The sequence below is a fragment of the Opitutia bacterium KCR 482 genome, from assembly GCA_029269845.2.
In the GTDB taxonomy this organism is placed as follows: domain Bacteria; phylum Verrucomicrobiota; class Verrucomicrobiia; order Opitutales; family Intestinicryptomonadaceae; genus Merdousia.
On sequence record CP149973.1, the window covers coordinates 1,957,286 to 1,976,771 of the forward strand.

Sequence of the window (19,486 nt, forward strand, 5' to 3'; positions counted from 1 at the left end):
CAATGAAATATTTCGGAACGGACGGTATCCGCGGAACATACGGGGATACGGAAATCAGCGAGCCGTTTTTCGCGGCGTTGGGCGTCGCGGCGGCGGAATACCTCGCCGAAAACGGCGGCGGAAAAATAGTGGTAGGCGGCGACACCCGCGCTTCGACCGACGCGCTCAAAGCGGCGTTCTGCGGCGGGCTTGAAAAGGGCGGCGCGGAGTTTGAAGACTTGGGCGTTCTGCCCACGCCCGCGCTCGCATACGGCGTGCTATCGCGCGGGGCGGCAATGGGCGCAATGATTACCGCCTCCCACAACCCGCACACCGACAACGGCATTAAATTTTTCGACTCCGCCGCGAGAAAGGTCGAGGACGACGCGCAGGAGCGGCTCGAAGCTCTGCTCGAAAAGCACTACCGCCCCGACGCGTCCTACGCGCCGAAAACTTTTGCGCCCCGCAAAATAGAGACGGGCGCGTTTGCTCGCAACGAGTACGCAAAAAAAATGGCGTCGATTTTCCCGAAGAATTTTCTGAAAGGGCTGAAAGTCGCAATCGACATGGCGAACGGCGCGACGAGCAAAATTTCGTCGAAAGTCTTTGCCGAATACGGCGCGGAGGTCTTCGAGGCGGGTTGCGAGCCGACGGGGCTTAACATCAACGACGGAATCGGCAGCCAGCACCCCGAAAAAATTTCCGAACTTTGCAGGCGCGTGGGCGCGGACGTCGGCTTTGCGCACGACGGCGACGGCGACAGGGTAGTGGTTTCCGACGAAACGGGTTCGATTTTGGAGGGCGAGGAAATTCTTGGGCTAATCGCCCTCGACGCAAAGGAGCGCGGCGCGCTCGCATCAAACGCAATCGTCACGACCCTCCAAAGCAACATGGGGCTTGACGAATCGCTCGCAAAAAGCGGCGTGTCGGTTTTCAGAAGCGGAATCGGCGACAGGCTCGTAATGCGCGAAATGCTCGCGCACGGCTGCTCGGTGGGCGGCGAAAACTCGGGGCACTTCATATTCTCGGAAGTGTCGCCCTGCGGCGACGGACTGGCTGCGGCGCTCGCGCTGCTTTCGGTCATGGCGGACAGGGGCGGCAAACTCTCGGAACTGCGCGGCGGAATTTCGATGTACCCGCAGGTTTCGAAAGCCGTGAAAGTGGCTCGCAAAACGCCGATTGCGGAGACAGCAAACCTCTCGAAGGCAATCGCCGAATGCGAGTCCGCGCTGGGCAAAGAGGGCAGGCTGCTCGTGCGCTATTCGGGCACGGAAAAGAAAATCAGACTGCTTGTTGAGGGCAAGGACGCCGCGAAAATCGGCGACTGCATGAAAATACTCGAAAAAGCGGTTGAAATAGACTTGCAGTAAACGCCGCCCGACTTTAATTTATCTCCAACTTTTAATTCCTGAAATTTGTATGGCAGACGAAAACACATCCCCCGAAGTAATCGAAGAACAAATCAAGAATCTCGACCCGCGCTTTATCAGGCAAATCGAAAGCGCGGAAAAATCGATAGACAAAAACCCCGCATATGTAATCGACATTTGCTGCACCGTTTTGGCGAAACACCCGTCGTGCGTGGAGGTCAGAAAAATCCTGCGTCAGGCGCAGTTCAAAAAATTCGGCAAAGGCAACCCGATTGCGAAAATCGGCGCGGCCATTCAGGGCGCGGTGTTCGCAATGCAGGCGGGCGCGAAAATCAAGAAGGGCCAGGCTATCGAAGTGATGGCGGAGGCCGAAAAACTTTTGTCGGCGTGCCCCGAAAACGAAGCCGTTCTCAAAACGCTCGCGGACGCCGCAGCAAGCCTCCAATACTGGGGGACGGTCGCTGAGGCGTATCAGGCTATCGCCCGCTTCAAGCCCGACAACGAGAAAATCCTGATGTCGCTCGCCGACGCGCTCGTAAAGAGCAAACAGCCCGACGCCGCAATGCAGGTCTGCGAAAGAATCCTCAAAAAGAACCCGTCCAACGGCGACGCGCAGGCGATTGCCCGCAGCGCGTCGGTCATCAAGACGATGGAAAAGGGCGACTGGGAAAACACGGAAGTCAGCGCGACAAAGAAAGTCAAGGACGCCGAGGAAACCCTCAACCGCCAGAAGGAGACAAGCTCCGTCAACGACGAGGAAACCCTTAACAAGATGGTCGAACGCCTCGCCGCGCAAATCCAGACCGACCCCGAAAACATCAATCTTTACCGCGAAATCTGCGGACACCTCCGCACGCTCAAACGCTTCGACGAAGCCCTCGAATATGTCCGCAAGGCCCGCCAGCAGCCGCTCGGCAAGGGCGACACCACGTTCGAGAAAATGGAGCAGGGCTTCCTCGTTTCGTCGATGGACAGAAAGATTGCCGAACTCACAAAGAAGCTCGAAGAAAACCCGTCGGACGAACAGCTCAAAGCGGAGCTTGCGCAACTCAAAAAACAGGAGCACGACATCAAGCTCGAAAACGCAAAGCAGATGGTCGAACGCTACCCCAACGATTTCAGCTACCGCTTCGAACTCGGCACGCTTCTGTTCGAGGACGGAAATCTCGACGAGGCAATCATGCAGTTCCAGATTTCGCAGCGCAGCCCGAAAGTCCGCGCGCAGTCGCTGCTTGGCTTGGGCAGGGCGTTCACGATGGGCAAGAAATACGACCTTGCGGTAGACCAGCTGGAAACGGCGAAGAAAGAGTCGAAGATTATGAACGACTCGAAAAAGGAAATCATATACGAACTCGGCACCGCATACGAGCTCATGGGCAAGCCCGAACAGGCTTTCAACGAGTTCAAGGAAATCTACTCGGCGGATATTTCCTACAAGGACGTTGCCGCAAAAATCAACGCCTACTACGCAAAGAAGTAGACCTTGCAAAAAGACACGCAAAAACGCGCCCCGATTTCGGAGCGCGTTTTTTGTTTGCGCGGAGCGCAGGCCTTGCGCGTTTGCCAGCGGCTAGGAGTTTGCGAGTGAGCGGTTGCAAGTATCGCAAAACTGCGAAGCCCGACGCGCGTTGCGGCGCACCCTGCGCCCTTGCGGCTACGCGTTTGCGAAGCGTTCGGCGAATTTTTTGTGGATGCCGTCGAACGAGCCGTTGCTGAAAAACACGCAGACGGACTTTCCGCTTTCGGCGGAGATGTCGGCGGAAAGCTTTTCAAGCAGGGCTTGGTTTGAGTCGAAAGCGTGCAGTTTTTTCGGGTTGTGGGTTGCCGCCATTTCCGCGGTGTCTATGCGTCGGGCGGGGTCTGTCTTTGCGGTGTTGGCGTGCCCGATGTAGGCGGCGTCGGCGAGTTCGAGAGCCTCGCCGAAAGCGTCCTGAAAAACGTTCATTTTCGCCGTGTTGCTGCGCGGCTCGAAAGCGACGTAGAGCTTGGCGTCGGGATATTTCTGGCGCATGGACTCAATCGTCAGGCGGATTGCCGTCGGGTGGTGTCCGAAATCTTCTACGGCGAGGATTTTTTCCGTCTTCAAAATCGTCTCCTGCCTGCGCTTGACGCCCTTGAATTTTGCGAGCGGCGAAAGGTCGATGTCGAGCGGGTTCGCCCCGCCGCGCACGAGAGCCGCGCCGACGGCGGCCATCGCCGCGTTGCGGGCGTTGTATTCTCCCTGCAAATTCCACTCGACGCGCTTTTCGATTCCGCCGCAGACGAGCGAAAACGACGACGAATCCGCCGTCTGCCTGAAATCCTTTATGCGCACGTCGCAGTTTTCTCCGAAGCCCACTTTTATGCGCTTCGTCCACGGCGTGTCTTCGAGCGACGCAATGTTGGGGTCGTCGCCGTTTTCGACAATCGCGCCGAGGGGGGATACGATTCTGCGGACATGCGAGAACGTGCGCTTTACGTCGTAGAGGTCGCGGAAAATGTCGGCGTGGTCGAATTCGATGTTGTTTACCAGAAGGACAAAGGGGCGGTAGTGGATAAATTTGCTGCGCTTGTCGAAGTAGGCGGTATCGTACTCGTCGCCCTCAATCGCAAACGGCGCGTCGGTCGAGCCGAGGTTCGAGCCGCCTTCGGCGAGGTCTGTCGGAACTCCGCCGATGAGCCAGCCCGCATCGACGCCGTTTGCCCTCAGCAGGAACGCGGCAAGGCATGTGGTTGTGGTCTTGCCGTGCGTGCCGCTTACCACGAGCGACTTCCTGTCGCCTATGAGGTTTTCGCCGATGAGCGCCGAGAGGCTTGTGTACCTGTATTTCCGCGCCGCGAGCATGAATTCAAGCTCCGGATTCATGCGGCTGATTGCGTTGCCGACGACGACCAAATCGGGCGCAAAGTCTTCCAGATTTTTCGGGTTCCAGCCATCGCGCGCGTCAACATGCGCGTTGGCGAGCGCGCTTTTCATTGGCTCGTACATGCCCGTGTCGCTTCCGCAGACGGAGTGCCCGAGGCGTTTCATGAGAATGGCGACGTTTCCCGTCGCCGTGCCGCAAATTCCGATAAAATAGATTTTCATTTTCGCCGAAATTTCTAAGCCCGATTTCGCGAAAAGTCGAGCGGGATTAGCAAAAAAAAACGCGTCGGGCGGGGGCGGACGGATTTTGCGGGTCTTGGAAGAGCGCGGCGGCGCGGGAAATCCGTGCGGCATTCCGACGTCCCGCCGACGCGCTATTCCGAAATTTCGAGCGCGTATTTATGCTTTCGCGGAGTGGCGATTGCGCGGATTTCCGCGCGGGCATTTTCGCGCTCTTCCCTTAGCAAATTCTCGCGCGGCGCGTGCTCGCGGTAGAGTTGCGCGAGGCGCACATAGTACGGATTGTTCCGCGTCCTGCCGATTTCTTCGACGGCGTTTGCCGCGTCGTCCGCCGTCGTGCCGTCTTTGATTTTGTCGGCAAACATTTCGCGCAGGTGGGCGAGGAAGCGCAGGCGTTCGTTTATGAGCCTGATTTTCTTGCAGAGCGCAAGTATCTTGCGCGAAGCTTCAATCTGCGGGGTTTCGAGCGCGGCGGTGTCGATTCCCCTTGCAAGCTCGGCGGAGTGGAAGACGCCGACTTTTTTGCCGTCGATTTTCAGCGCGTATTTTCCGCTCGGCAGATTTTTAACTGCAAGCGTCTGTTTGTTCAGCGAGCTGCGGAAGTCGATGTATTTTGCCGCGCTTTCCTCCGCGGGCGTCGGCGCAAGCGGCAGCGCGTATTCGAGAGACTCGAAGCGCAGCCCGCCTGCGCTTTGCTTTACGTTTGAAATTTCGCAGTTTACCGCGCAAATATTTTCCCTGTCGATTTCCGCCGAGCACACCGTCGCCGGTTCTCCGAGCGATTTTAGGAATATCGCCGCCATCGCAAACCCTCCCGCTTCGGACGGGTGCACGCGGTCGCTTCCGATTATTGTTTTGCCGCGCCCAGCCTCGCTCTGGAAGTCGGCGTTTATCCGCACCGTCTCCGCCCAAATATCGACGAATTCCGCGTTGGGAATCCGCCTTGCGGCGTCTTCGCAGATTTTGCCGTAGCGTCCGAGCCGCGCGTTCAGCCCGACGTGCGAGTCGGTTGGGCTTTCGAGCGTTTCGTCGAAAATCGACGGCGAGAAAATGTAGAGTCTGCGCGAATTTTCCGCAAGCTTCTCCGCGACTTTCGCGAGCCGTTCTGCGTAGACGCTTTCGAGCCGCGCGATTTCCTCTTCGCACTTCGGGTTTTTCGCCCGCTCTTCGCGCGTGAAATATTTTCTGCCGACGTCGTTCATGCCGACCATCAAAACGTAAACGTCGGCTTTGGGTTTGAGTATGTCGGTCCGCATTCGGCGCAGCAGGTGGAAAGCCGACTGCCCCGCCGTCCCCCTGTTAAGGTATTGCAGCTCTGTTTCGGGAAAGCGCGTGCTGTAATAATATTCCAAAAACATCTGGTGGTAGCCGTTGTGCGTAATGCTGTCGCCGACGAACGCGATTGTCTCGCCCCCGCGCACGGCGACGGGCGCAAGCCTTGTCTGCGCCGAAAGCGCGGCGGCGGCAATTGCCGCAAGAATGAGCATGGTAAATTTCATCAAATCCATTCTGCCTTTCCGCCGCTCAGACGCAACGGAATTTTAAGCGTAAAAGTTTGCAATGCCTTTTCACGAATCTCGAAATTTGCTTGTGAAAACACGCGCCTTGCGGCAAAATGCGCCCGATTTCCGAAAATGAAAAAACTGCCGCCAGAAATACGCATTCTCACCGACGACGTCGCAAACAAAATCGCGGCGGGCGAGGTTGTCGAACGCCCAGCGGCGGTCGCAAAAGAGCTTCTCGAAAACGCGATAGACGCGGGGGCTACGCGCATCGAAATAGAATTCAAGCACGGCGGAAAATCGTTCGTGAAAGTTGTGGACGACGGCTGCGGAATGACGCGCCAGCAGGCTCTGACATGTCTCGAACCGCACGCGACAAGCAAAATCCGCGCGCCCGAAGACCTCTTCAACATTTCAAGCTACGGCTTTCGCGGCGAGGCGGTGCCGTCCATCGCAAGTGTCAGTCGTTTCCGCCTGCGCACCAGACCCGAAGCGCAGGTCTTGGGCACTGAAATCGACGTCTACGCTGGCAGTGTAAATTCCGTGCGCGACTGCGGCATGGCGGCGGGCACCGAAATCACCGTCGAAAACCTTTTCTGCTCCGTCCCTGCGCGGCGGAAATTTTTAAAAAGCGACAACGTCGAGGCGTCGCACATCGTCAAACTTTGCAGGCTCTACGCGCTCGCCTTGCCCGACCTTTCGATAACGCTTGTCGAAAATTCTCGCACCGTCTTCCGCTCCGAGCGCAATCTCGGCGTGCTCGACAGAATCGAACGCGTTTTCGGCGCGGAGATTTCGTCAAAGCTTTTCGAACTGCGCCGAAGCGGGCGCGGCGGCATGGCGGTCTCCGGCGCGATACTTCGCGCGGGCGAATCTTTTCCGACGGGGCGCAACATCTGCGCGTTTATCAACGGCAGACCCGTGGAGTGCAAGGCGGTCTATTCGGCGATAAAGGAGGCGTATTCGCAGTTCGTGCCGAAGGGCAGGTTCGCGGCGGCGTACCTTTTCATCGAGCTAGACCCGCGCACGGTTGACGTCAACGTGCACCCAGCCAAACGCGAAGTGCGCCTAAAAAACGAGTTCCAAGTGCGCGACTTTCTCTTTGCGGCGATTTCGTCCGCGCTCGCCGAATCGAACTCGAACCTGCGCGAAAATTTTTCGGCCGAACCCGCCGCCGAACCCGAATTTTCCGCGGTTCCGAAGCCCGCGCTTACGCCCGCAAGCGAGGCCGAAATTCCCGCGCCGCGGCTCGGCAATCACGAGACCGCGCAAGCGGCGGAGCGCGACCCCGCTCCCGCCCGCGGATTTTCAAAACCTCTTTCCGTAGCGGAAAAGCCCGCGTTTTCTCCCGCGGTTTCGGACGAACAAAAACCGCCCGTTCGCGAAATTCCCGCGCTTGCGCCCGTCGGACGCGGCGTTTCCGAACGCGCAGACGCGCCGCAAAAATCGGCAATAGCAGCAGTCGCCGCAGAGTGGCGCTACATCGGCTGCCTGAAAAAACGCTTCGCAATTTTCGAGACCGCAAAGGGGCTTGTTCTCATGTCGGTTTCCGCCGCCCTCAAACGCGTCAGATACGAGGAGATTTTGGCTGGGCTTCGCGGCGGCAAAGTGGTGTCGCAAAACCTGCTGATACCGCTGCCGCTGAAATTCGAGCGCGGCGACGACGAGTATTTCTCGGCAAACAGAAAGGCGTTCGAAACCTGCGGGTTTGTCGTCGAGGATTTCGGCAAGTCGTTTTACAGAATTTCCGCCGCACCCCTCTGGCTGAAATACGGCGACATCGAAAATTTCGTGCGCGACTTCGTCGAAATTGCGCGTGAGGAAAACCGCGCCCTGCGCAAGTCCGCGCTGTCGGACGAAAATTTCGCGCGGTCGCTCGTGGTCAGATACGGCGCGGCGGACTTCACATGCACCGAAACCACCGCGACCGAACTTCTGGCAAAACTCCTTTCGGGAAATTCGGGCGCGTCGTCGCCCGATGGCAAACCCACGCTCAAAGAAATCTCCGACGCCGAAATCCTGCGCATGTTCCAGATGTAGCGGGCTTGCCGCCGCCGGAATTCTTTCTCCTTTCCAAAAATCAGCATAATCAAAAATACATATGAGAAAACAGAAAATAATTGCGTTTATCGCGCTTTTGTGCGCGGCGTTTCCCGCCTCCGCCGCGGAAATCCGCGTGTCCGATTTCGGCGCGAAACCCGACGACGGAAAGTGCGACATTTCGGCAATCCGAAAGGCGTTTGCCTATGCCGTTGCCAACAAAGCCACGACCGTGCGCTTCGACGCCGGCGTCTACGATTTGAATATCGGCGACGCAACTCGTGATATTTTCGAAATCGACGGCGCGGAGAATCTTTCGATAGTCGGTGCTGTCGGCCCGGACGGCGAGCCGAAGACCGTCTTTTTGCGCAGGTACAAACCCGAAAGAAATCTCTTCGGCGGAAAAATCATCAAAGTGCTGCGCTCTCCGAATCTTTCGGTCAGGGGAATTGCGTTCGACAATTTTCCGCGCTACATGAGCTGCGGCGAAATCGTCGCAAACGACGGCAGGGGCATTACCGTAAAAGTTTTCGAGGGCAACCCGTACCTCGACGGCACATACGCCTACTGCTCCAACCTGTGGGACGGGAAAACGGGAAACCTCGTGGTCGGCAAACCGAGCACGACTTTCGGCACCGACGTTGACAGAAATTTGCGCGAGTTCGAAATGAAGAAAATCGGCGCGGAGTCGGAAAGGCTCATGCGCCTCGATTCCCCGAAAGTCGCGCGGACGGCGGCCGTCGGCGAAGTGTTCTCGTGGAATTTCGGCTGGCGCGGACACCAAATTCTTTTCGAGCGTTGCGACAGCCTGCGCCTCGAAAACGTCGCCGTCAGAAGCTCGATAGGCTTCTGCATGCTCGCTTTCAAATGCCGCAACATCTACGCAAAAAACGTGGAATTCAGGCGCGAAAAAGGCTCGCGCCAAATGAACGTCGGCAGCCGCGACGCATGGAAAATCCGCGCATGCCGCGGGCTTGCCGTCGTCGAAAACATGTATGTCGAGGGCGTCAGGTGGGACGGGCAGAACGTCCACGGAACTTTCGTCTACCCCTACGGAAGAGTCGGCAAAAACGCCCTGCTTATGTCCAACGACTTCGGCGGGCCGACGGGTTCAAACGACGAAGTTTTCGAGGTCGGGACAAAGGCCGGCTTCTGGAAAAATAAATCCGAGGAAGTTTTGCTTACGATAAAAAGCGTTCGCAAAAGCGGAACGAAAGTGGGGCGCAATTCGCAACCCGCATACGAGGTCGAATTCGTCGAGACTGTCCCAGATTTCGTCGGCGAAACAACCCTCTGCAACCTCTACGGGCTGAATCTCGACTCCTACGTTCTCATTAATTCAACGTTCAAAAATATCGCGGGGTGCGCTAGCCTTATCCGCAACGACAACGCAAACATCGCGGGCTGCACTTTCGACCACATCATGTACCCCGCAGTGTGCGTCGGCGGCGCGATTGCCGAGGTGGAGGGCGTGGTTTCCAAGAACGCGTACATTTGCGGAAACAAGTTCGTCTCTTGCGGCTGGTCGGCTCGCCACGGCGCGTCGGCGGCGGTCGCCGTGCGCATACAGCCTTCCCAAAAGACTCCGATTGAAACCGCGCCGTATATCGAAAACGTCGTAATCGGCGGCAACGAGTTCTCGGACTGCAACGTCGGAATAGACGCGGCGGGCGCGGACGGACTCTACATTTCGGGCAACAAATTCGAAAACGTTCGCAAGACAATTTTAGAGCGCAAAAATCAAAATGTATTCATAAATAACAATGTTGAATAGCCTGAATCTGGGCTTTCAGAATCCTGAAAACGCAAAAAAAGACGTCCGAACGGAAACTAATTCGGACGCCTTTTTTTATGTCGTCTCACGACGACCGCAACACTACAACAACACTAATACAACTATACACACGCTTTCTATATCGGACAAAATTTTTCCGCTTAAACGGATTTTTCAAAACTTTAAAATTTTCCATTCGGGACGATTAGAAAAATACCGCCGACAAGCGCGGATATTAACCGATATAAAAAGATGCAAAATATAAAAAATAAGTTGTCGTGCTCGGCGGCCGCCGCGGCATGTTTTTCAATCGCGGCGTTCGCGGAGGCGTCCGCAGAACCCCTCCCGTTCGGAAATTTCGGCTTGGACCAGCTTTCCGAATGCGTCTCGAAATTGCAGTCCGACGTGAAAAACGAAACGGGCTTCAAGCCCTTCTTCGACTACTACGCCGTTCTGCTCACAAACCCCTACGGCGGGGCGGAGCAGGGCACCAACTACACCCACGAAATGATTTACGGCATCACCGGAGACCTCGAAAAAGTCGTCGGCTGGAAAGGCGCAACGCTCGTGGTTTCGGGGGCGTACAATGCGGGCGGAAATCTGTCGAACACGATAGGAAATTTCTTCACGGTCTCGGAGTCGTCGGTGGTTGACGGCGGCATGTTCTTCGAACTCTATCTGGCGCAGAAAATCGACTTGGCAAACGGCGATTCCGCAACCGTGCGTCTTGGCAGAATCGCGATGGCGGACAGCTTCAACTCGCTCCCGATTTTCGGCAGCCTCGTAAGCGGCGCGTTCGACTCTACGCCGGCGTCGATGTTCGGCAACAGCCCGTTCACCTCGTCGCCCGTCGCAACTTGGGGCGCGAGCGTCAAGTACGAAACCGTCGAAAACCTGAGCCTCTGCGCGGGGATTTATCAAATTCCGCAAAACGTGCAGTCTACGACGTGGAGCGGAACCGACTGGCGCATACAGTCGGACGACGGCTATATGGCGATGTTCCAAATTGCGTGGAACCCGACATTCTGCGCGGAGTCGGACGGCTCAGGCGGACTTTCGGGAACATACCAAATCGGCGCATGGTTCTTCGGCGGCTTCGACATGCCGTACCTCGACGGCAGCACTGGTTCGCGCGGCAACGGCTACGGATTCTACGCGCACGGCCAGCAGCAAATTTGGGCCGAAAGGGATAATCCGAATAAGTACGTTTCGGTTTTCGCGGGCGCGCAGGTCGCGCCGGTAAATTCGATTTCGACAATGCCGCTAATGCTCTACGGGGGCTTCCAGTTGCAGGGCTTCGTTCCGAAAAGGGAAAACGACGGCTTGTGCGTCGCCTTCGCAAACGGGTGGTTCAGCTACGAACTTAATAAAGTTCAGGAGGCGACATACGAAAACATGATAGAAATAACATACGTCATGCAATTAAACGAAAATGTATCAATACAGCCAGATTTTCAGTATATAATGAGACCCTATGGCAATAGCGGAATCGACGATGCCCTCGTGGTCGGCGGACAACTGATAGTGTCGTTTTAGCCAGACGGGGGCTGAAAAAGCCCCGCAACGAAAGAAGGACACAAACGGATTATAATAACAGAAAGACATTTAAGAGGGCGAGACTGGGAGATGAAAAATTTTTTTAAATTTCGCATTGACAAGCCCTCTCTAAAATGTATGTTAAAGGGCATAATATTTTAAACCACTGGGGTGGTAGTTCAGTTGGTTAGAACGCCTGCCTGTCACGCAGGAGGTCGCGAGTTCGAGTCTCGTCCATCCCGCCACTTTAAAGAATAAAAAAGGCTGATTTGCAGTAAGTTGCGAGTCAGCCTTTTTTTGTGGCTTTCCATAGCCAAATTTCAACTTGTTGATAGCCAGATTAAAACAATAACCAATTTCCAATAAAACGACAACTGCACGGCAACTGAGTCTGCGCCGAACAAAGTGGCGACACCATTGAACTGCCCCTTTTGCAGGCAACAGAAAGCCCTTTGCGAGAATCACAAAGGACTTGAGTTCGGAATGTTTATTGGGCGTTTACAGTTTCTGGTTTTACATAGTCCGACGGATAAATGTTAAAGTATTTCACCGCGTCGTCATGCTTTGCGACGCCCAAATAGTGCTCGAATAAAATATCCGTATGCCTGTGCGATATTATGAGCGCGGTGTCGGTAAAGTTCCTGTGAAGCGCGACGTGATAGCTCACAAAGCTGTGTCTAAATGCGTTGTGCGGCGGAAACTTTACCTTGTCCGCCAATCCTTTTTTTACGTCTTCTGCACTCACTAAAAGTCCTGCCCTGGGATACGCCAATTCTCTGCGTCTTTTAAACTTTCTTTCGCACATTGTAAATGCGCTCGGAGGTGTTCGTTCCAGCCAAGCCCAAAGGTTGTCTGGAAGATTTTCGATAAACTGGCGGCGGTTCTTCTTTGTCTTTCCCGCAGGCGTTTCTATTCCGCGTTCCTTGAAGTTGATTTCTTCATACGCCACGCGGGTTATGGCGGAACTTCTCATTCCTGCGAATAGCCCCAACGCCATAAGTCCGCAAATTTCTGGGTCGTAGTTTTCGTTTGCCCGAAGCAGTTGTTCTACCTCTTCCACTTTCAATATCCCGATTTCACCGCGAACTATGCGCTCTACGGGCAGCTTCACGGCGACATTCTTGCTCAGCCATTCCCTGTCGTCGAAATACGACCACGCCGCGCGGATTATGTCTTTGTAGTTTGTTTTCGTCTGCCCGCTATATGGCAGTTTGTTTATCCAAGCTACGAGTTCCTTTCGCGATATGTGGTCCAAGAAAACGTCGCCGAAAGTTTCGCAAAACATTTCGAGAATGCGTCTAACCCTCACGATATGGCTTCTGGGGCGTTCGGCGTCTTTCAATGCGAATATGTAGCTATTGCAGGCGTCGAACGTCGTGATGAGTTCCCTCGTCTTATGGTTTTCTACCCAGAAATGCCAGATGTCACGAAATGTTATGTCGTCGCCTTTTGCGGCTTTTATTTGGGCGACTTCGCTAATTTCGGACTTCGTCATTTTAAGCAGGGCTTCAAATTGATACTCCTCCAAGAAGTCGTATGTTTTGATAAATTCTTCGCGGGCATCGTATGTCTCGAAGAATCTTGCCAATCTTTGTCCGTTTACTCGCCAAGCTACCTTGAACGGAGCTTTGCGACCTTCACAGTATGATTTTGTAATATGTGCCATAGTTCTTATATTATAAAACTATTTGTTGATATTTACAAGATTATTATAAACAATCTATTGCAAAATTCCGTCAAAAATCTGGGAGCAAATGCGCGTTGATTTATATTCGCGGGCGGTGATTGGAAAATTTGCCGAAATAACGCCTTCTTTGCAACTAAACGCCGATTCTGGGAATCCGAAAAAATCCCTGAATTTAGCATTCAAGCGGCTTGTGTATCGCGGCAGATTCCTTGTGTCGTATCCGAGCAAATCCTTTCGCAACGCGCACGCGCAAACGACCTTCCAGCTGAAACTGACTTCGCTTGTATCGTTGCTTTTGAAAATCGAAATATCCGCATAATGCGCCCTGAGCGACTTTGCGCCGTAGGCAATTTTTATTTCAGACGGAGAAACTAAATCCATACTAAGCGCGCCAAGCGTCAAATTTGCGGGTGTCGGCAAGTTTGTTCCCTGCCAAGAATAAAATGCCGTATTGTTTGACCGTTTCGTTCTTGCGGAATGCTGGCGGAACTTACCGCTGTCTTTGAATCCGTCCACGCCGAAATCTATTACCGATTCCAATGCTACGGTTCTTCCGCGATTTTCGGCGATGAACATTTCCGTTTCGCGGTCGACTTCATCAAAATAAATCACGACTGGGACTTCTCCGTTCAAAACGGACTTTGTATATTCAATGAACTTCGGCTTCGAGAAATAGAAAAACACTTTCCCCGCCGACGAATTGCCGAGATAAAATCCGTCGCAATCGTATCCACTGAATTTCCCAAGACTTTTCCCAAGCTGCGAAACATCGTCCGAAATTCCCAGAATCCGCGAGATATGACGCGCGAACGCCGTTTTATTGAACGACACTCGCAATGCGCCGGTTGCGGACATTTCAAAATAGTCGCCAAACTCGTTTACTGCAACATATCCACTTTGACATTGCGAAACATTGTAGCAAGTTTCACCAATGAAGATTTCAGAAACGCACTCTCCGTTTGGCGAATATTGCAACGCGCCGACTTTCTCCAAGGACCGTTTCTTCTTTTCGCCAAGCAGTTCGCGCCACTGTAAATTACAAAGAGGGAGATTTCGCGCCGTTTGCCACCAATATTTCAAGTTCTTCATAAGACATATCCCTTATTAACCCTTTACTTACGAAAAATCTTTCGACGAGTTCTTCGTCGCAACCTGTCTGAATTTTCGAGCGATACGCATTTGAAATTGTCGCCCTGTATTTCCTGTCAGACCCAATAAACGTGAATTCAAACGTAGCCGAAACAATTTCCGAATCGTCGCGTTCCATCGTATCGAAAAACGCGAAGTTCACAAACCCGCTATACGAAAGCCTACATCCGTCTTTGAGTTCTGTATACGCGGCAACCCTTACCGTTTTTATTTCCGCCGCAAATTCGCCGAGAGCCAATACATCGTAGGATTTCAATTTGCGGAGATTGTATTTGCCGTTAAGAACATACATCACTCCGCCGCCCAAGACTTCCGCGAACAGGCTATTGTAGACTTCAGAAAGACGTTTGCTTGTGTAGCGGGTATAAATGGAAAGTTCCCCCGTTTGGTAATCGAGGCGCAAAATGTCCATATTCTGCGGATGATAGCGGACAAGCGATTCTTCGTCGCAATCGTTTACGGCGTTTTCGACCCTGATATTTGCTGCATGAAATATGCAGTAGTAGGCGAATCTTCCAATCTTATGCGAATGGATTTCCACAAAAGAAAGCCCCGTGTTTGTCTTGAAATACCCGCACAAGAGCATTCGCAAACGCTCTACTTGAAAGCCATCAAGCGGCGGCGTTTTTTGAAACTTCGTGGGGCGAAAACTTATATAGTAGTGGGCTTCCTGCGCTGTTTTCAGTGATTCTATAATTTGACAATGCCTGTATGTTTTGTCGGCACAAACAAGCTTGAACGCCAACTCATACAAATTGTCGTTCGGGTTTACAGCTACGCCCAATTCGCGCAAATGATTCTCCACAAATTCGCGAAGCTCGGGCTTTGCGATAGTATGCAAATGGTATAACTTTTCCCCAATGTCGGCTGGGCAGTTGTCGTAAAGATACTTTGCAAGCTTGGAATAGTCAAAGCAGGTTTTACCGTGTTCTTCGTTCCAGATTTCAAACTTTTGCAGGGAATCTTTGAGAGAAACGAACAGTAGTTCGTTATTTGCAGTCCCCAGCTTCCTCAAAAGCGTGGGCGCAATAAAAGACTTTAATGTAGCCATTTTTCATAAGACCTTTCAGTTAATTTTGTAATGTGAGTGGCACGAGACCGTGCGTTGTTCTGCTTCGTTGTACTGAATATACCTCGGAACGAAAAAGGAGGTGGTCCTTGCGCCTCGCGGCGCACACACTCTAATCGGCTGAAAAATGTCCGACAGAGTGGGCAAAGGGTTTCCCCGATTGCCGACATAATCCAAAGGAAGAAAAATCTGTTCCTTTCGATGGTCGCGATTAGGGGATTTTTTTAGAGCGATTGCAAGAAGTTTTTTCGAAAAATTTATGTCGCTTGTTCGCAAATCAATACACCGCCTTGCTTGGGGAGAAATTCGGGCTTCGATAGGACACACCAACCCGAGATTTTTAGCGGATTACACTGTTTTTATTTTTATATTACACTGGTTGTTAGAAAGATAACAATAGGACAAAAGTCGGGATATGACTGTCAGCTTCCATAGTGTGCGATTGCGGTTCTACACAAAAACAAGAACTTCGCGTTTTACCGAAAATCCCAAAATCCGCAAACGCTGACGGGAAACGCACCGAGAAAAAATGGAAGTAAAACCCGACATCAATTTGGACGAAAGAGTTTCGCGTTTGGAGGATATTATCCGCACGCAAAACGACCTTCTAATCCAGTTGATTGAGCGTGTCGGTGACACGTTCGCAAAGCAGGCGTTTTCTGTTGAAGAACTTATGGTTAGGTGGGGCTATGAAAAAAGCAGCGTCTACAAAATCATAAACGAACACAACCTTACTCTGCTTCGCGGCGCGAACGGCAAGCCGAGAAAACCGATTGCCGTTTTGCGGGCGTCGGTTCTCGATTACGAAAACGGCAGAACGCTTCAGCCAAAGAACAGGCGCAAGCCGAAACCGATTCCTAATTGGGCGGAACGCCCGTGTTTGCCAAAGCCCGAAATCAAATCCGTTTTTATCGGCAAAGGAGTTCGACTTGGAGAAATCAGATGAAACATAACTCATTCAAAAAAGCGAATAAAAGCGCGGTTTATCTTAAACTCGCAATTACGGGCCCGAGCGGCTCGGGCAAAACCACCGCCGCATTGCGCCTTGCGCGCGGACTCGTAGGAGACAACGGCAGAATTGCCGTAATAGATACGGAGAATTCTTCGTCGTTATTGTATGCCGATACGTTCGACTTCGACGTATGCGTTGTCGAGCCGCCCTATACCGAAGACAAATTCATAACGGCCATCACCGATGCCGTTGAAAACAAGTATGACTGCGTTATCATAGATTCGTTTTCGCACGTTTGGCAGGCTATTTTGGATTACAAAAGCAAGCTCGATATGCGCGGCGGAAATTCCTACACAAACTGGGCGGCGGCAGGCGGAAAATTTGAAAGCATTTTGCAGGCTGTGCTTTCGTCGAAACTCCACATCATATGCTGTATGCGCTCGAAGATGGACTACGCAATAGACATCGACGAAAAAGGCAAAAAGTCCATACGTAAAGTCGGGCTTGCCCCAATTATGCGCGACGGAATCGAGTTCGAGTTCTCGCTCGTGTTCGATTTGGATATGAATCACAAAGCGGTAGCGTCAAAGGACAGAACGCGAATGTTCGACGGCAATATTTCGGAAATAACCGAAGAAACGGGCAAAATGCTCAACTCTTGGAGGTTTGGGAACGCGAAAAATACCGCCCTGCCCGAAGCGGTTGCGGTAGCCGAAAATTCCGACGACGAAATCCCTATGTCGTTTTCTTCCGAGTTGGAATCCGTAATAGGCACACATTCGCAGGAAGCTAACTTTGCCCTGCGCTCTTGGGGCTGGATTCAACCCGACGAAACATGGAAGAACCTGCGTCCCGACCAAGTCTCGCAAATACTGAAAAGACCAAACGAATTTGTGGCAAAAGCCATTGAAGCATTCGAAAGCACACAATCTGAAAAATAGGAGAAAATATTATGAGAAAAATTTCAAATGAAGGCAGATACGAAACAACCGTAATTTTTGCCGAAGTCAGACAATCCGAAAATACGGGAAAATTCTTCGTGTCGCTCGGGTTCAAAACCGATGACGGCGAATGTATTTACACCCGCTTATACCTTACCGACAAGGCGATTGAGCATTCTGTAAAGAAGCTCCGCGACGCGTTCGATTTTGACGGAGATTTCGGCAATATTGAATCCAGTGTGCTCGACAAACGTTGCAGAATTATCGTAGCCGAGCGCGAATCGGAGAATGGCAGAACCTTTCTCGATGTCAAATACATCAACCGCATCGGTTCTAATTCAGGCGTAGAGCCGTCGGAAATTTCGCGCCTTTCGGAGGAGGCAAGAAGAGTGATTTCGTCCGAAAACAGCCCGTTTTAGGAGGATGTTATGAGCAAATTATTTCCCTCTATTTTGATTGCGTTGGACGTTTTGGCGGCGCTTACATACGCCGTCCAAGACGGAGACTGGCGGCATTTTATCTACTGGATTTCGGCGGCAATTCTCACCGCTTCCGTAACATTCTGAAAGGGTGTTTAGATGAAAAACAAATATCTGAGACTTTTCCCCGATTCGGTGAAAATCATTATGAAGCTTTCGCCAGTCGGTCAGACCGAAATTTTCGCGGCGATGGACGCGCGCAATAACGGCGATATATTCGAATTTTCCGACAAGGGAGCGGAAGTCGTTTGGTGGTCGCTTGAAAACCAGTTCAGGCGCGACGACGAAGCCTATTTGAAACGTTGCGAGAAAAACAGAATCGCCTCGAAAATGCGCTGGCAAGCAATCGCATCGGAACGAAAGCAAACGCAATCAAACGATAGCATTGAATGCCAAGACAAAGATAAAGACAAGGACAATGAAAAAGACAAAAACCCTGTAAAAGAAAAAATAAAGAAAAAAGAAAAGCCTGCGTTCGCAAAGCCCACGATTGAAGAGGTTGCCGCGTATGTCGCCGAAAAAGGCTATTCGGTCAATCCCGCGCGGTTTGTGGCGTATTACGATTCCAACGGTTGGATTGTCGGCAAGACAAAAATGAAGGATTGGAAAGCCGCAGTCCGCACTTGGGAACTTAAAAACAAGGAAGGAGGATACAATGGATTCGGACAACATCAAAGAGCTGGAACGACTGACGCAATGCACGAAAACGGCTTCTAAGTGCATTGTATGCGGAAAAGACTTGGGAGCCGACGCAATTTACTACATAAACGGCGACGCCTTCTGTTCGCAGTCTTGCAGGGATATTTCCGACTATCGCGATAAATACGGCGGGAAAATCGACAAAACCATTGCCGAATATATCCGCCCGATTTACGCCAACAGCGACGCTGTCCTGCTTGCAAACAGGTTCAATAATGTGGAAAAAGTTCTCGGCTGGAATCCCGCTAAAAAGTCTCCGAGCGGGTTAATTGTTCACGGAAAAACTGGCTGCGGGAAAACGCGTTGCGTATCGCTACTTTTGATACGCCTTATTTCCGAAAAGCTCTACGGCATTGAACGCTCTTTGAAGGTTTTCTATGCGGGTGAACTCGAACGCGCGATTCTATCGGCATTCGGTGGGAATAAGACCACCTATTCAACGCTTATAGAACAGATTTGCGCCGCAAAGCTTCTTGTCATCGACGATTTCGGGAAAGAAAGATTTACCGAGCGTTTCGAGATAAGCGTTTTCAACATCTTCGAATGCAGAATTTCGAGATGTCTGCCAACAATAATTACGACAAACTACGTCGGCGAAACGCTAAAATCGCGCTTTTGCGATATGGACAATTTCGCGCCGTTCTACCGCCGACTCATCGAATTTAACGAGGCGGTATGCCTATCGCCAAGAAAGAATTTAAAATGACTTCATACGCGGAAACATATTCAAACTGGGTTAATGGGCTTTCGCAGTCGAAGCGCGAAAAGCTCGCCAAAGCGGGGCTGGACAAGCCTTTAATCGACTATCAGACAAATACGCCCGACGATACCGTAATTTTTGCAAAAATGGGCGTTGAATTTGACTATGACGCGTTGGATGCTGAGTGCGACGTCGACTCCATCGCCGAGATTGTCGAAGAGAAGGCGAAAGCCTATGGCGCGCAGTTGCTTTCGTGGGTATTTGCCCGATTGCAAGCCCACAAGAGTGCTCGGAGTGCCAGTATCGACCGCGACGCGCTCGTATTCGCGCTTGGTATGGCGAGCCTCGAAGGCAGAACCGAAACCGCCATCGCCGCGCAATACGGCATTACGAAGGCGGCATTTTCCGTCCGCGTAAAATCGTGGCAAAAGCTTTTGGGATTGTCACCGTCGTCGTTTATGCGTAGCGAAAAAGCGTGTCGGGCATACCGCAATGCGCGGCTAAAAAATTTGACACGCCGCTAA

Annotated in this window: 17 protein-coding genes and 1 tRNA gene; 13 read left to right on the forward strand and 5 right to left on the reverse strand. The window is 52.4% G+C overall.

Going from position 1 to position 19,486, the window contains the following annotated elements:
• The first annotated feature begins 2 nt into the window (after positions 1–2).
• Together P3B99_008380 and P3B99_008385 are read left to right on the forward strand one after the other, a co-directional pair.
• On the forward strand, positions 3–1,349 hold the full coding sequence (locus P3B99_008380) for a phosphoglucosamine mutase (GenBank protein ID WYJ07213.1): 1,347 nt from the start codon (positions 3–5) through the stop codon (positions 1,347–1,349).
• A gap of 49 nt (positions 1,350–1,398) precedes the next feature.
• On the forward strand, positions 1,399–2,829 hold the full coding sequence (locus P3B99_008385) for a tetratricopeptide repeat protein (protein ID WYJ07214.1): 1,431 nt from the start codon (positions 1,399–1,401) through the stop codon (positions 2,827–2,829).
• 174 nt (positions 2,830–3,003) lie between these two features.
• Here P3B99_008385 and P3B99_008390 read toward each other — a convergent pair whose 3' ends face one another.
• Both P3B99_008390 and P3B99_008395 read right to left on the reverse strand, forming a co-directional pair.
• The gene (locus tag P3B99_008390; GenBank protein ID WYJ07215.1) at positions 3,004–4,416 is read right to left on the reverse strand and encodes a Mur ligase family protein; all 1,413 of its coding nucleotides are present in this window, start codon (positions 4,414–4,416) and stop codon (positions 3,004–3,006) included.
• A gap of 152 nt (positions 4,417–4,568) precedes the next feature.
• Positions 4,569–5,942: an SGNH/GDSL hydrolase family protein gene (locus P3B99_008395; protein ID WYJ07216.1), complete on the reverse strand. Its 1,374-nt coding sequence runs from the start codon at positions 5,940–5,942 to the stop codon at positions 4,569–4,571.
• A 126-nt stretch (positions 5,943–6,068) separates the two neighbouring features.
• Between P3B99_008395 and mutL the strand changes: the two genes are divergently transcribed.
• The 4 genes from mutL (at position 6,069) to P3B99_008415 (ending at position 11,531) form a co-directional block, all read left to right on the forward strand.
• Complete coding sequence (mutL, locus tag P3B99_008400) at positions 6,069–7,976, forward strand: DNA mismatch repair endonuclease MutL (GenBank protein ID WYJ07217.1); 1,908 nt, start codon at positions 6,069–6,071, stop codon at positions 7,974–7,976.
• Positions 7,977–8,037: 61 nt separating this feature from the next.
• Complete coding sequence (locus P3B99_008405; GenBank protein ID WYJ07218.1) at positions 8,038–9,750, forward strand: hypothetical protein; 1,713 nt, start codon at positions 8,038–8,040, stop codon at positions 9,748–9,750.
• A 252-nt stretch (positions 9,751–10,002) separates the two neighbouring features.
• Entirely contained in the window at positions 10,003–11,286 is a 1,284-nt protein-coding gene (locus P3B99_008410; GenBank protein ID WYJ07219.1) for a carbohydrate porin, read from the forward strand.
• A 168-nt stretch (positions 11,287–11,454) separates the two neighbouring features.
• A tRNA-Asp gene (locus P3B99_008415) sits at positions 11,455–11,531 on the forward strand.
• Positions 11,532–11,773: 242 nt separating this feature from the next.
• Here the strand turns inward: P3B99_008415 and P3B99_008420 are convergent.
• From P3B99_008420 to P3B99_008430, 3 genes are all read right to left on the reverse strand, one after another.
• Positions 11,774–12,874, reverse strand: coding sequence for a hypothetical protein (locus tag P3B99_008420; protein WYJ07220.1), 1,101 nt, complete (start codon positions 12,872–12,874; stop codon positions 11,774–11,776).
• A gap of 132 nt (positions 12,875–13,006) precedes the next feature.
• The gene (locus P3B99_008425) at positions 13,007–14,062 is read right to left on the reverse strand and encodes a hypothetical protein (GenBank protein WYJ07221.1); all 1,056 of its coding nucleotides are present in this window, start codon (positions 14,060–14,062) and stop codon (positions 13,007–13,009) included.
• On the reverse strand, positions 14,010–15,173 hold the full coding sequence (locus P3B99_008430; GenBank protein ID WYJ07222.1) for a hypothetical protein: 1,164 nt from the start codon (positions 15,171–15,173) through the stop codon (positions 14,010–14,012). The genes P3B99_008425 and P3B99_008430 overlap by 53 nt, the downstream gene beginning before the upstream one ends.
• A 547-nt stretch (positions 15,174–15,720) precedes the next feature.
• Here P3B99_008430 and P3B99_008435 point away from each other — a divergent pair.
• The 7 genes from P3B99_008435 to P3B99_008465 are packed head-to-tail and all read left to right on the forward strand — an operon-like array spanning position 15,721 to position 19,486.
• Positions 15,721–16,137 carry a hypothetical protein gene (locus tag P3B99_008435; protein ID WYJ07223.1) on the forward strand — a complete coding sequence of 139 codons (417 nt, stop codon included), beginning with the start codon at positions 15,721–15,723 and terminating at the stop codon, positions 16,135–16,137.
• Positions 16,134–17,084 carry an AAA family ATPase gene (locus P3B99_008440; GenBank protein ID WYJ07224.1) on the forward strand — a complete coding sequence of 317 codons (951 nt, stop codon included), beginning with the start codon at positions 16,134–16,136 and terminating at the stop codon, positions 17,082–17,084. The genes P3B99_008435 and P3B99_008440 overlap by 4 nt, the downstream gene beginning before the upstream one ends.
• Positions 17,085–17,095: 11 nt before the next feature.
• Positions 17,096–17,503, forward strand: a complete 408-nt coding sequence (locus tag P3B99_008445) for a DUF669 domain-containing protein (GenBank protein WYJ07225.1) — start codon at positions 17,096–17,098, stop codon at positions 17,501–17,503.
• 9 nt (positions 17,504–17,512) lie between these two features.
• Entirely contained in the window at positions 17,513–17,650 is a 138-nt protein-coding gene (locus P3B99_008450; GenBank protein WYJ07226.1) for a hypothetical protein, read from the forward strand.
• 12 nt (positions 17,651–17,662) lie between these two features.
• Entirely contained in the window at positions 17,663–18,280 is a 618-nt protein-coding gene (locus P3B99_008455; protein WYJ07227.1) for a hypothetical protein, read from the forward strand.
• Entirely contained in the window at positions 18,219–18,968 is a 750-nt protein-coding gene (locus P3B99_008460; protein WYJ07228.1) for a hypothetical protein, read from the forward strand. The genes P3B99_008455 and P3B99_008460 overlap by 62 nt, the downstream gene beginning before the upstream one ends.
• A complete protein-coding gene (locus P3B99_008465; protein WYJ07229.1) occupies positions 18,965–19,486 on the forward strand; it encodes a hypothetical protein in 522 nt (173 codons plus the stop codon). The genes P3B99_008460 and P3B99_008465 overlap by 4 nt, the downstream gene beginning before the upstream one ends.